This window comes from Shewanella youngdeokensis (assembly GCF_033180165.1).
Classification (GTDB): domain Bacteria; phylum Pseudomonadota; class Gammaproteobacteria; order Enterobacterales; family Shewanellaceae; genus Shewanella; species Shewanella youngdeokensis.
The window spans coordinates 1,347,005-1,360,414 of sequence record NZ_CP136522.1 but is presented as its reverse complement, the minus strand read 5'-3'; the positions used below and the strand labels follow the sequence as shown (position 1 = coordinate 1,360,414).

Below are 13,410 nucleotides of genomic sequence, written 5' to 3'. Positions count from 1 at the left end.
CCTTTCATCCCCGCGGTAAAGTTAACACTTAAATCCTTACAACAAACTAAAAAAAGTAAGTGCGTAAACCAAACAATACTGAATAAACTCAATATGGCACTACAATAGCAAAACAAGGTACACAAAAGCAAAAAATGTAACACATAAGTAACAATCATATTTAAGAATCACAAGAACCCCAAAAAAATATTCTTTCAAAATCAACAGCAAAGATAAACAAAAAAACTAACAACCCCAAACAAGTTAACAAAACCAAGCAATCACTTGCTTCCTGTTATCACTTTGTTAACATACAGTTAACTTTGGGCGGAGGGGGGAATCGATGGGTTTTATACGGAAACTAAGCAGCTTTACGGTGCTACTTGTAGTTATTGGAGGGTCTGCAACTGTGTCAGCAGCAAGCATTGTACAAAGCCGTTCAGTATTAGATATAGAACTTGGTAACAATTTTGATGAAGCCAATATAACGATATCAGGCCCTAACGACTTCTATAAAGCATACACCTTTTACAAAGGTGACACTCAAGTCGATATTGACACCCTAGAGATCCATAACTCTGGCAACTACACATATCAAATACAATATATTCAAAATGGCAAAGTAGAATATATAAATGACCGTAAAACAGGTCGAAATAATACGGCTAGAAATACAGGAAAAATAATAAGCTCTTCAGGTTACTTTAACGTAAAAGACAATGAGTTTGTAACTGAAGAAATAGATGAAACAGAACCTCAAACAGGGTTAGTTAATTCAAGTAACAAATTAGCAGAACAGAGTTCATCACAGAATGAGCAATAACAGGAATGAAAATGAAAAATAAAATAACACTATCTATGGCTGCATTGTCCTTGCTCATTTCAAGCAACCTCTATGCAGCCCAGGTGTTTCAAGATGACGTAATTGTTACTGGGAGCCTCTGTGCCGGATTTGATTGTGTCAATGGTGAAAGCTTTAATTTTGACACCCTTCGCTTGAAAGAAAACAATTTACGCATCAAGTTTGAAGACACCAGTGCTAGCTCATCGTTTCCGAGTAACGACTGGCAAATAACAATCAATGATTCCGCCAACGGTGGTGCCAACAAGTTTTCAATTGATGATATTGATAGCAGCAAAACACCTTTTACAATAGAAGCAGGTGCACCAAACCATTCCGTGTATGTTGACGACGGTGGCAGAGTGGGTATAGGCACTTCAACGCCACTGTTTAATTTGCATGCAGTCAGTGGCAACACCCCTACCCTACGTTTGGAGCAAAATAGTTCTTCAGGCTTTACAGCACAAGCATGGGATATAGGCAGCAACGAAACCAACTTCTTTGTTCGTGATGCAAGTAACGGATCAGCATTACCCTTTAAAATTCGCCCAAGCGCCCCAAACAACTCGCTTTATATTGATACCGATGGTGATATTGGTTTGGGTACAGCAACACCAGCAGCAGACTTACATGTTGTAAGTAATAATTCCAATGCACTATTAATTGGTAATAATCAAGCAGACTATACAATGCTTGTTAACGGAGATGGCAAGACCCATATCCAAGGTGACAACCTAGATACAGATGCAACGACTTGTGGTTCAAATGGAAGCCTAAATATTGCTTGTGGTCGGTTTACACCATTAGCAACAATTGAAGAGAATAATTCAAGTGCAACAGGCAGAACGCTGTTAGCATTAAAAAATAACGCCCCTGGCTGGCTATCGATGGAAGACACCACTAAAAATACAGTGTGGTTAATCTCAAACGCCCCTACAGGCTTAAACTTTGTCCTTCATGATAAAACAACTGACACGATAACAACGCCATTAATCATTGAAAACAATGGAGACATTACTGTCGCAGGCGTTGTCAATCAAAGCTCAAGTCGTTTATTAAAAGACAACATATCCGAAGTAAATTATGATTCAATTTTGAAGTCAATCGATGCTCTTGCCATCAACCATTGGAGCTATATCAAAGATAAAGGAAAGGTCACTCACATTGGCCCGATGGCCCAAGATTTTTATAGTGCATTTAATGTTGGTTCTGATGAAAAACACATTTCAAGTGTAGACAGCAATGGTATTTCTCTTGCAGCGATTAAAGCTTTATATCAAAAAGTGAAAGACTTAGAAAGTAAAATAACTGAACTAGAGAACAAATAGATACTGAGCGTGACTCATATAATTTATCCAATAAAAAAGGAGCCATCGGCTCCTTTTTTTGCATAACTAGAGTAACTAAAATAATAACAAAGTTACTGCAATTTAATACGGTATTCTTCTAATTTTTCTTTAATCAATGGTCCAGAAGGACGGGCATTATGAGCTAACTCCATTAACTTATAAGCCATATTCAGATCGGTAGCTTCTAACCGAATAGCCTCATCGCGTAAAAAGTCAACATCCGCTGAAGTTTTCACATCCATTAAAGTTACAGTTTCTAAATTTAAGCGTGGCGGTGTAGTATCTTTCATTTTTAAAAATGCAAAAAAGTGCCGACTTAACGAGTCTAGTTGCGATTGTTTAATCGCATCAATAGCTCTGTATAATGCCATGGTACTTTCAGTGCTACCATCTACTGCAATATCACGTGATTTAATTGCGTTAGTTAAACAATTTTTATCACGTGAAGCAATGACTGTAGCAAGAGCCACGTTTATCGAAACGGTATTAGCCATATCAATATTATCGCGCAAAGCCACTCCCTCAAACCCCGCTGACGACTTAATAAATAGCCATTGTTTATTGGGGTCTGTTAAACCAATAGATAAATATTTATCCGTTAATGGCTTGGTGTGTGCAGGTAAAAGCAAAAAGTTAAGTGCTTTGCTTATCGCTTTAGTTTGAATTTTATAAGGTAGCAACCTAAGTGCTGCAGCCAGAACAATTTTATTCATTGTAAATATTCACCATTAATTTAGTCGAACTAAGACTCTATGTACCATTGGCTATGTTTATGAACAACGTTGCTATTTAAAATATCAGCTTTAGTCATCCAGCAGTATTGATTATGCTGTGATGACGGCAGCGAATCTAGCTCTATGTTTAACCGTAATTTATAACCTAAAACCACATAATGGGTCGATACAGAGTCGCTAAATACACTATCAGTATAAAAATGTTCATAGGGGCCAAGAAACTCAGCTTCAGCGCGACTAGCAGCCACCCCTAGCTCTTGCTGGCATAAGCGCTGAAACGCACTATCCATAGACTCATTTTTAAGGATCCTTCCACCAGGGACAAACCAAAAACCTTGCGCGGGTTTGTTATTTCTAAGCCCTAACAAAACCTCACCAGCACTGTTTTCAATGACCAAATCAATTGACACTAATGGAGTAGAGTCGATAACTTGAGTGAAAATATCTTTATCTAAAAACATTGTGTAAAAACGCCTTTTAAACAGCTGCATCAAAAAAGCTAAATTGAAGTTATCAATACTGTGCAGCTGTATACAATATTAACTCAACACCCTAGCCTCTAAAGCTATCTTGATTAGCTAAAAACCACGCATAAGCATCTGCTAGGCCTTGCTCAAGATCGATGTTATATGTCCAACCTAATGCAGCTAACCTTTCAACGTTCATCAGTTTTCGAGGTGCGCCATCTGGCTTAGTTGCATCAAATACGATACTGCCCGTAAAGCCGGTGACTTTTGCAACCGTTTCAACAAGTTCACGAATGGTACAATCAATACCCGTGCCAACATTAATATGGCTAAGCATAGGCTCGGTATTCGCGTCATAAATATCGCGTTCAAGCTCCATTACATGTATAGAGGCTGCCGCCATATCGGCCACATGTAAAAACTCGCGCATAGGTTTACCACTGCCCCAAGCAACAACTTGTTCATCACCAGCAAGTTTAGCCTCATGAAAACGGCGTAACAAAGCAGGGATCACATGGGAGTTTTCAGGATGAAAGTTATCATTAGGTCCATAAAGGTTGGTTGGCATAACACTGCGGTAATCAACACCGTATTGACGGTTATAAGATTCACACAGCTTAATTCCGGCAATTTTAGCAATCGCATACGGTTCGTTGGTTTCTTCTAACGTGCCGGTCAACAAAGCCGTTTCTTGCATTGGCTGTACAGCCAGCTTAGGGTAAATACAAGATGACCCTAAAAACAACAATTGTTTTACACCGGCCTTAAAAGCACTATTGATAATATTACATTCAATCATCAAATTTTCATAAATAAAATCAGCAGGGTAAGTGTTATTTGCATGTATTCCGCCAACCTTTGCTGCAGCCAAGTATACTTGGTCAATGTTTTCAGTAGCAAAAAAATCATCCACCGCTTGCTGATTGGTTAAGTCTAATTCACTTCTTGTACGAGTGACAATATCGACATTGCTATGGCTTTTTAACTGGCGGACAATAGCGGAACCGACCATTCCACGATGGCCAGCAACAAAAATTCTCTTCATTTTTTACTCTCAAATATAATTAAGCAGAAACAACAGTTCCCTTAAATAAAAATGGTGGTTGGCCATGTTCGCCATCAACCTTCACTAATGCAGATTCAAAGTTATCAAAAACCTGCTCTTTAATATGCTTACCATAAAAAACTTCAGTAAAAGAGCTTAAAATTTGTAAAACCATATACCTTGATACATGCCGAACAACTTTATCATCAGTACCATAAACAGGGTAAGGAAGGTGACAGCCTAACCATTTAATAATTTCAAACGATGGCCAATAATATATGTTGGGATGCTTTTCAGATATCACCTGGTGCAACGCTACGCGTAATACAGACTTTGAAACACAATCTGAAATCATACAGGAAGTATCTTGAAATGACGCTTTCAAAGGTACGGGTGACAAAGTAAAAACAATAGAACACTTAGGATTTATTGATTGTAATAGCGAAATAATACAATTTAGATTATCAACATTTTCTTCAACTGTAGATAGCCTGAAAAAATGGCGCTGCTCATCAAAAATGTCATCAGGAATACCTCGCCAAAAAACTTTTTTAGAAATGGTATCTTCCCATATTTCAGCGAGACCAATTGTAAACACAAATGAAGAAGCATTAATGAGTTTTTGTAAATAAAACTCTCTTTCGTACTCGGGAGCCCAGTCGTCTATTGAACCGTCATTGTTACGCTGATACCGATAGCCTGTTGCAGTTTCTTTACCCGTTACAACCCAGCTAAGAAAATCTTTTAATGCAAAGGTATTATTTAGCCCTGAAGGGATCCAAAAACTGTTAGATGAAAGGCCTGCTTCATCTAAAAAATGGCGTAATTCAGCAGCAAAGCATGACCCAATTGTTATAACATTTTGCTCAGCCGTCAATACTGGTTTAGTCGGTAAATCACCAGACAATAAATGCTGAGAAATGCATGACTGTACATCAAGAAAATCTTGATTATTTGACGGATATAAAGAAACATTTCGCGCATGCCAATGCGCCTCTGCCCATGAAGAAGGGCCACTACCTTCTCGAGTTGCAGACAAACTGCCATATTCTCCTTCACTCATATAACATCCTTTTACTGAAATGCAAAAGCCAGTAAGCTGACCTTTGCATTCTTTTCGTCAGTATTATTCTTTCGCTACCGCTACATTAAAACCATGCTTTTCTAGTAATGCATGCTGTTTAGCTTGGCTTAAATCATGTTGTACCATTTCAGCACACATTTCTTCAACAGTAATTTCAGGTGTCCAACCAAGCTTAGCTTTCGCCTTAGCAGGGTTACCCAGTAAGGTTTCAACTTCTGCTGGGCGGAAGTAGCGAGGGTCAACTTTTACAATCACGTCACCCACATTGACACCAGGGGCATTATCACCAGTAACTGCAACAACAGTAGCAATCTCTTCAACGCCGTTACCGCTAAATTCAAGCATAATACCCGCTTCAGCAGCAGACATACGCACAAATTCACGCACTGAAATTTGTTTGCCTGTGGCAATTACAAAGTCTTCAGCGGTGTCTTGTTGTAACATCATCCACTGCATACGCACGTAATCTTTGGCATGGCCCCAATCACGTAATGCATCCATGTTACCAAGGTATAAGCACTGCTCTAAGCCTTGGGCAATATTAGCAACAGCACGGGTGATTTTACGGGTAACAAAGGTTTCACCACGGCGCGGCGACTCATGGTTAAACAAAATACCATTACAAGCATGCATGCCGTATGATTCACGGTAGTTAACCACAATCCAGTAAGCATACATTTTTGCTACTGCATAAGGTGAACGCGGGTGAAACGGTGTGGTTTCTGTTTGTGGTATTTCTTGTACTTCACCATAAAGTTCTGAAGTAGAGGCCTGATAGAACTTAGTCTTCTTTTCTAAGCCTAAAAAGCGAATCGCTTCAAGTAAGCGTAATGTTCCCATAGCATCGACATCAGCGGTGTACTCAGGGCATTCAAACGAAACCGCAACATGAGACTGCGCACCTAGGTTATACACTTCATCAGGTTGCACTTCTTTTAAAATACGGGTTAAATTTGAACTGTCGGTCAAATCACCATAATGTAAAAAGAAACGCGGATTATCTTCATGTAAATCTTGATAAATGTGATCAACCCGTGCAGTGTTAAATAATGAGGCACGGCGCTTAATTCCATGCACCTCATAACCTTTTTCTAATAAAAATTCGGCTAAATATGAGCCATCTTGTCCGGTAACACCGGTAATTAACGCTTTTTTCATCTTTTTCTCTTTTTTACACTAAGTTATTATTAAAATACTCAAACTCAAATTTATATAAGTCTCTGACGATTGACTCTGTTGTTGAGTCATACATATCTTGCAGACTTATCGTTCTATCTCTATGTTCAGCTTTCAGCTTTCAGCTTTGGTAGGTCTTTTATATCATATTTAAGCCCTAACTTTTTACATACCTGTTCAATATCACCTTTTAGGTTTTCATAACGAATAAAGTAATCTAATGCGATGTCACCATCAATTAAGTAAGCAGAACAATCGATGACCTTATCTCCGGGGCGAACCCAGTTACGAAATCTGGAAATATCGTCACATCCGTCATTAAGGTACTTGTCTTTATTACCACTTTTTTCAAAATGATAGAAAGCGGATACCATTTTGTCAAAAGGATTCCTTACGACTGTAAATTTAAAGTATTCGTTCCACATCTCTAAAGATAAATTATGCTTTATATCACTTGCTGACATATGGTTATAAAATTTAGAGTTCCCCTTATTACTCCCCCGGTAGCCAACAATACCTGTATCATTATTTATGTATTCATCCCGGAAATGGGAAAGTGTCCACTCCCCTTCAGGAAAACAACACTTCTACTGAAGTGCCAGCAGCCTTTGCTGTTTTAGTGAAAAAAATTTATTGGTATGGCTTACTAACATAACTTTCTCCTCCTTAAAATCACATATTAATGATTAAAATTGTTAACTTAGAAGCACTAAACACTTTGACTTAAACCTTAGTTCAAAGCCTATCCATTCCGACAACAAATACTACCGGCGGGCTACACTCATCAACATTAACATTAACATCAACATTAACATTAACATTGACATTGACATTGACATTGACATTGACATTGACATTGACATTGACATTGACATTATATGTTTCTGAATATTTATCCGGTAACAGTTCGAAACAAAAAACACTTACTTTAGACGCTCATAAAGCTGATAATCTAAAGAATGATTCGCTTTAAACTGTAATTTAACATCCTCCGATATATCCTCTACATCATACAATGAAGCAGAAGGGTCTAAATCTCTTGTCAAATTGGTAGGGACAACATTCGTCGACACGTCCCGACCAACTATTTTGCTTAAATAATTTGCAAAGAATGGAATGGAATTTTCAACATTGCAAACACTTATGTTACCAACAACATTAACATTATCGATAGCAAGAAATGTTGATTGCTGATTGCAGGGCTGATTCAATAAGTATTGTTCAATTTCCACATTTTGTATTCTGTGGTAGTGAGGGTGCTTTTTATTTAATTTCGTATAATTGTACTGACTAATTAAACGCTCCATTGGTTCACGAATAGACGTTATAACTTTAACCTCTCCTTGCTTCAGCATTTCTGCTGCATATTTATTTAATAAAAAAGATGGCAAACTTAAATGACCAACAATACAGTCAAACTCGTTAAACTTATCGAATAGTGCAAAGCTTTCAGCATCACAATCAGAATTAAAACCATTCCAAATTTTTAAACAGCGTTCCGGCCCAAAAGCATTATAAAAAATTTTTCTCAATGTTGTACCACCAGCTTTGGGGATGTGCGGAAAATAATAAATCATATAACCTCCTAAATAACAAATTAAATAATGCTAAGCTGTTGTGGAATCCTACTTTTCTATAGTAAAGCACCTAACCAACAGTTAACCAACCTGTCCTCTTCACTCCCACAGGATTATTAGTTCAAAAGATACAACGACAGTCCTTAGGGGCACAACTTTATAAAACTAACATTTCAGCTCCAAAGAATCTGTTATTAAGTCATATTCAAAAAATTCAAAATCAGATAAGAACAAGGCATTCACTAATTTTAGTTCTTGTTCAGTGTAATATTTTTCTAATTTACTGGTTGCATTTGTAGGTGCAAAACTCACCTTTTTTTGGCTTGGGAAGTCAATGTCACATCCAATATAATTTAACAAAGTTGGTGCATCATCATCATCTAAATTCTCAAGTTTACCAATAAACGTATAATCAACACTACCTGTTTGTAGCAGTTCAACTTGTGACCGCCAGTGTTCATTTCGAGTATGTACATTATTAACATTTGTCAGCCAAAGTAGAAAGCAGTAAAAGTTAACTTTCGACACTAACGGCAAATTATTGCAGTGATATGCATCCACTTCAGTATATACCCTGTAAAAATAATTATTATCATCATTTTCACCTCTTACACCTTCGGCATATGGCTCGATTTTATTAAGATACGCAGATAATACTCGGCTATATGGATTTCGCACAAAGGCATATTTCGGTATTGTTTTATCGCCTATTAACTCTATTGGGTGAGTTTGCTCTGTAACAAAAGACAAACCGCTATCAATTCGATTGTGAGCTAACGCCGGTTTAAGGTAATCCTCAGCACCATTTGGTAACGCATGATGCATTTCCAATTAGTACAACCAACTTTTGGGTTGTTAACGTAACAAAGGCCAGCACTTTCAACATGAAAAAAATTTTACTACTTTATTCTTTAGATTGACCATTTCCACTCCAGTTTATTATATTTTATATAAGATGCTTTCTACTGCAAACTCACTTCGAACTTTATCCAATAACTCTTCTGATAATTTAGGCATCCTCGTTGAATCACTTTGGTTTACCGCATCTATGTCAACGTTAATATCGAAAAAATCTCCTAACCAAGCTTCACACTCACTTAATGACTCTAACTTGAATACCTTATCGATTAAATTAATGTTATTTTTATCATTTGCATGAGCTTCCAAAGATAAAGGAGAAAAGTCATTTCCAGTAATAAAATCTGGACAAAACTCCCGCCATAAACCAATACCTACATGACCATGTTTAAGCCAACAGCTAAAGTCTAACAGTTGAGCTGATTGATATTCCGGGGAGTAGTTATACCGATAATTAACATCAGGTTTGAAGTAATTGTAATAAGACCACAACATAGCTACAGGATGCCTTGTAATGGTAAATGTAGTGTACTTATCTACATCTACCCCTTTTTTACATAGATAAGAATGCACTGCAGGTGCAGACATATGCGGGTGCAACTCAGGCATATTTGGGAATTCATTACCATAATCACACTTCTCATCACCTTCTTGCATTTGAGAATCTAAAAATCGACGTACAGAGGTAGAACCACATCGTGGTTTGCTTATAAATATTAATTTTTTTGAATGTAAAATTCTCATGAATCATATCCCATCAAGTCATTTATCTATTGTTGTTCAAACACAGTCTGATTTACATTTAAATAATCAGCAATTATTCTTTTCTCTTTAGTACCATTGGGGTCATTGACTCGGTTATGCGATTGCTCATTAATGTAATACTGTGATAACACCTGCGGTACTAAGCAAAACACTTCACCATTTTGCGTGCATTCTAGCCAAAATGCCCAGTCAGCACTGGTGCCGTACTTTTCTTCGTTAAAATATCCATACGTTTTGTGTAATGATTTTTTCCAAATAGGCATGCAATGCATGATGTTTTGTGATTTAACGATGTTATCTTCGCTTTTAATATATAGTGCATCGAAGTCGATATGCTTTCTATAGCCTTTATTAAACCAATACTGATTTTCTGTTTGTTTATACCAAGGAGTATTTCGTGCGGTTGTTGCCCGCATCGCGCTTGCAGCACCTGAATATTTTGGGTTGTTATTTAGTTGCTCAATTAGCACCCCAGCTTGAAATGGGCTTCGTCTATCATCCAAATTTGCATTACTAACATATTCAGCAGAACTTTTATTTATTGCTAATTCCCAGCAATTATATAAACCTGGATCATGGTCTAATTTTTCATAAGTAAATAGAACCTCATACTCAGGAAAGTCGCTAATAAACTGATTAAAAACATCAATTTCTTGTTCAGGAGAGTTAGCATCAATAATAATGACTTCCCCTCCGCATTCTAGTGCGGCTATAGCTATGTTTTCCAAATAACCTCTCATAAACTCTTCACCTTTATACACTGAGGTTATAAAGCTTATCGTCGGGATTTTATTGTTATTTTTCGTTGCGGCTTGACTTGTTTTTTTTAACATACATTCAATATCACTCTTAAAGGCCACCATTGAATTGCCAGGAGCCATTTGCGTGATAAAAGCTTCTAGGTAGCCTAATTGGTGAGTTTGTAATGCATTAATTAGCTTATAGGTATGAATATCAGAGGCATCGACTTGAAATAATGCACTAATAAAAGGGTCATAATCTAAGCCAAACTTACCATTAAACTCATAATTTTTATTAACAAAACCCCAAAAATCACTGCATTCTCTATTTCTTAGGCTTTCTACTGTTTCAATGAGCTGCGCATGGCTAACATCCAATTGAACCAATTCATCGCTTTTCGCAATTTTAGATTCGGAATGATAAACCCCAAAATGCAAATAGGGTGAATCAATAAACTGTACAAATGATTCTACTAATTTATACGTATTGGCATCATTAATTGGATGCTGAAGATTTAACCACACACTGGTAGGACAATTTATTGATTCAAAACTTTCTAAAGCAATTAAAGCTGCAGCTAACCCTTGAACTACATTACCATTATGAATTTCTATCTTAATTAAGGTGTTAAACCAATCAACAACACCTGTGCACGATGTTTCTAAATTATAACTTTCAATCATTCCCCACTTGGAACCTTTCAATGGGTAGACCCCATTATTAAAGTTCACTTCTTCTTGCAATTTTTTCTCAATCTCTTCTTTTTGCTTTATCGCTTTTTCTTCAGATGAATTAAATACAGGATCATGAATATGATACAAATTTATATCTAAGCAAGGGTTAAACAACTTATAACCAGATTTATCAATATAATAATTCATAAATGAATCACAATGGAAAGTTCCTATTGGAAAATCCGATTTGAATTTATATTTTCGTGGGGATGAGTATACCCACATATCGGCAGAAAAAGTATTAGGAATACCCAATTGGTTTAGAATAAGTCCTGTTGATTTTTTGCTATTAATGTCTACTTCATGTCGACTAATAGCAAAAAATGAATCATCTAACTTATCAAGGGTTATCTTTTTTATTGATTCGTCAACAGCAATATCTGCATTAGAAATACATATTATGGCATTTGGAAAAAGTTTATCTGCTATATCAAATAAAAACTTAAACGTAGGCCTTTCTTGATATGTGCAAAAAATAATTTTTTGCCAGTAAACAGTATTACCCAACAACTTTTTAAGCTCTTGGTAAAGTAGACCACTACTTTTTTCATAAAATAAAAATAAGGTATCGAAATGCTTACAATTTTCCTGAATACAATATAGGTATTCACGCAGTCTCTCAGGCTTACTTTCATCAAATAAACTTGTGATAAAGACTCTAGACTCCGTACCTTCTAAATTAGCACTGCCCTCCTGATTATCAGTATTAGCTGTAACTAACCATAACTTCACATTATCACACTCTAGCTCTAACGAAGTCGGTAGACTATTAGCCCTTATATACTCAAACTGCGGTTGCGGTTGCATTTTCATTAATAAGTCATGAATATTACCCGTAAGTACTTCACCTTTTTCCGCAGGGATATTCAAGGTTATATTATTGACAATTTCTTTTGTATATGAAAAAGGGACACCTTGATAAAAGTGTTCTTTCACTAAGAATGGCATTTCGGGATATAAGTATAAAACATTGGTTAGTTCTGGATCAAACCAGCTGGTAAGCTTGATGACGGCATACCTTTCAGCATCAGTAATTACTTGTTTAGGTATTGGCAAGTCTTCACTTATTCTTCTGCATGAAACTACGTTATTTTTAACATCCGTAATTTCATAATCACTCAATAGCTTACATGACCAATCCCCATAAAGTGATGTTTGGTATTTATTCCTCATATTATAATATTCTGTAGACTCAAAGTGCCCTAAGAACTTATTTTTAGATACATTCTGGTGAGCGAGTCGCTCTTCTTGTTCTTGAGTCATATGTACGACGGAATCAAAACTTAAATACTTTCTTTTCAGGCCACATTCATTTGACAGGCGTGAGTATATATCAGAGTCATCCCAACCATATGACCTTATATACTCATTGTAAAAACCGATTTCAAGCAAGTGTTTTTTATAGCAACCAAATGATCCGTTAACATAAGTTTGATCTGCTTGGTCATTATCGAGGGCAGTTTTCCAATGACCTCTAACGTACTCAAAATCAATGAAGGAGTTTAACTCCAAAAAGTTTGGACTAACTTCTATATCAGCATCAAGTTTATATATTTTTTCAAATGAAGCTGCACGCAACCCAACATTAAAACCATATGTTAATATCCATTTTGACTCATTTTCTACACGAATAATTTTGACTCTTGAATCGTTAATACCTGCTAATGTCTCACTTACCGGTGTACTTGAAGACCAATCAACAATTATTATTTCATCAACAGAGAGTTTTAACCACGTTTTCAACGCTTTTTTTAAATTTTCATTACGGTTCATACAACAGCTAACAATACTGATGCCCTGCTTAGGCGGTAGCTCATCTAGCTTTGACAGTTTATCTATTTTTGAATAATCTATGGCGACTTCTGGGGCTACAGAATGCTTCAATAAGGTCTCAAGTGGTTGACCATGGTGCTTACAGAGCGCTTTGATTAATCCGGTCGCGGTATCACTTATGCCTTGGCCTATTAGTGCTTGAGCTTGAAGCTTAGCGGCATCGATTTCGGTATTTTTTAAGTGTTTTTTTAATACTTCAATCTGTTTATAAATTAGAGGTTTCATAT

The 13,410-nt window shown here is 36.6% G+C and carries 12 protein-coding genes; 2 read left to right on the top strand and 10 right to left on the bottom strand.

Going from position 1 to position 13,410, the window contains the following annotated elements; genetic code table 11:
- Nucleotides 1-388 precede the first annotated feature (388 nt).
- Nucleotides 389-802 (top strand): hypothetical protein, encoded by a 414-nt coding sequence (locus RGE70_RS05775; protein WP_310470579.1) that lies wholly within the window; start codon nt 389-391, stop codon nt 800-802.
- 11 nt (nt 803-813) lie between these two features.
- Entirely contained in the window at nt 814-2,148 is a 1,335-nt protein-coding gene (locus RGE70_RS05770) for a tail fiber domain-containing protein (protein ID WP_310470578.1), read from the top strand.
- A gap of 92 nt (nt 2,149-2,240) precedes the next feature.
- Here the strand turns inward: RGE70_RS05770 and RGE70_RS05765 are convergent, their stop codons facing one another.
- The 10 genes from RGE70_RS05765 to RGE70_RS05720 form a co-directional block, all read right to left on the bottom strand.
- Nucleotides 2,241-2,882, bottom strand: a complete 642-nt coding sequence (locus RGE70_RS05765; RefSeq protein WP_310470577.1) for a hypothetical protein — start codon at nt 2,880-2,882, stop codon at nt 2,241-2,243.
- A gap of 29 nt (nt 2,883-2,911) precedes the next feature.
- Nucleotides 2,912-3,364, bottom strand: a complete 453-nt coding sequence (locus RGE70_RS05760) for a GDP-mannose mannosyl hydrolase (RefSeq protein ID WP_310470576.1) — start codon at nt 3,362-3,364, stop codon at nt 2,912-2,914.
- Nucleotides 3,365-3,455: 91 nt separating this feature from the next.
- Nucleotides 3,456-4,415, bottom strand: a complete 960-nt coding sequence (gene fcl, locus RGE70_RS05755) for a GDP-L-fucose synthase (protein WP_310470575.1) — start codon at nt 4,413-4,415, stop codon at nt 3,456-3,458.
- 19 nt (nt 4,416-4,434) lie between these two features.
- Entirely contained in the window at nt 4,435-5,478 is a 1,044-nt protein-coding gene (locus RGE70_RS05750) for a GSCFA domain-containing protein (protein WP_310470574.1), read from the bottom strand.
- 63 nt (nt 5,479-5,541) lie between these two features.
- Nucleotides 5,542-6,657 carry a GDP-mannose 4,6-dehydratase gene (gene gmd, locus RGE70_RS05745; protein ID WP_310470573.1) on the bottom strand — a complete coding sequence of 372 codons (1,116 nt, stop codon included), beginning with the start codon at nt 6,655-6,657 and terminating at the stop codon, nt 5,542-5,544.
- Nucleotides 6,658-6,782: 125 nt separating this feature from the next.
- A complete protein-coding gene (locus RGE70_RS05740) occupies nt 6,783-7,190 on the bottom strand; it encodes a sulfotransferase family 2 domain-containing protein (RefSeq protein WP_310472931.1) in 408 nt (135 codons plus the stop codon).
- A 408-nt stretch (nt 7,191-7,598) separates the two neighbouring features.
- On the bottom strand, nt 7,599-8,252 hold the full coding sequence (locus RGE70_RS05735; RefSeq protein WP_310470572.1) for a sulfotransferase family 2 domain-containing protein: 654 nt from the start codon (nt 8,250-8,252) through the stop codon (nt 7,599-7,601).
- Between the two features lie 165 nt (nt 8,253-8,417).
- Complete coding sequence (locus RGE70_RS05730; RefSeq protein ID WP_310472930.1) at nt 8,418-9,077, bottom strand: sulfotransferase family 2 domain-containing protein; 660 nt, start codon at nt 9,075-9,077, stop codon at nt 8,418-8,420.
- A gap of 114 nt (nt 9,078-9,191) precedes the next feature.
- Nucleotides 9,192-9,854 (bottom strand): sulfotransferase family protein, encoded by a 663-nt coding sequence (locus RGE70_RS05725; protein WP_310470571.1) that lies wholly within the window; start codon nt 9,852-9,854, stop codon nt 9,192-9,194.
- Nucleotides 9,855-9,880: 26 nt separating this feature from the next.
- A complete protein-coding gene (locus RGE70_RS05720) occupies nt 9,881-13,408 on the bottom strand; it encodes a glycosyltransferase family 2 protein (protein ID WP_310470570.1) in 3,528 nt (1,175 codons plus the stop codon).
- Between the last annotated feature and the right edge of the window lie 2 nt (nt 13,409-13,410).

Coding starts and splice junctions, on each gene's coding strand:
- RGE70_RS05765 (WP_310470577.1), bottom strand. CDS start 2,882: ATGAATAAAATTGTTCTGGCTGCAGCACTTAGGTTGCTACCTTATAAA.
- fcl (WP_310470575.1), bottom strand. CDS start 4,415: ATGAAGAGAATTTTTGTTGCTGGCCATCGTGGAATGGTCGGTTCCGCT.
- RGE70_RS05730 (WP_310472930.1), bottom strand. CDS start 9,077: ATGCATCATGCGTTACCAAATGGTGCTGAGGATTACCTTAAACCGGCG.
- RGE70_RS05720 (WP_310470570.1), bottom strand. CDS start 13,408: ATGAAACCTCTAATTTATAAACAGATTGAAGTATTAAAAAAACACTTA.
- RGE70_RS05725 (WP_310470571.1), bottom strand. CDS start 9,854: ATGAGAATTTTACATTCAAAAAAATTAATATTTATAAGCAAACCACGA.
- RGE70_RS05760 (WP_310470576.1), bottom strand. CDS start 3,364: ATGTTTTTAGATAAAGATATTTTCACTCAAGTTATCGACTCTACTCCA.
- RGE70_RS05750 (WP_310470574.1), bottom strand. CDS start 5,478: ATGAGTGAAGGAGAATATGGCAGTTTGTCTGCAACTCGAGAAGGTAGT.
- gmd (WP_310470573.1), bottom strand. CDS start 6,657: ATGAAAAAAGCGTTAATTACCGGTGTTACCGGACAAGATGGCTCATAT.
- RGE70_RS05735 (WP_310470572.1), bottom strand. CDS start 8,252: ATGATTTATTATTTTCCGCACATCCCCAAAGCTGGTGGTACAACATTG.
- RGE70_RS05770 (WP_310470578.1), top strand. CDS start 814: ATGAAAAATAAAATAACACTATCTATGGCTGCATTGTCCTTGCTCATT.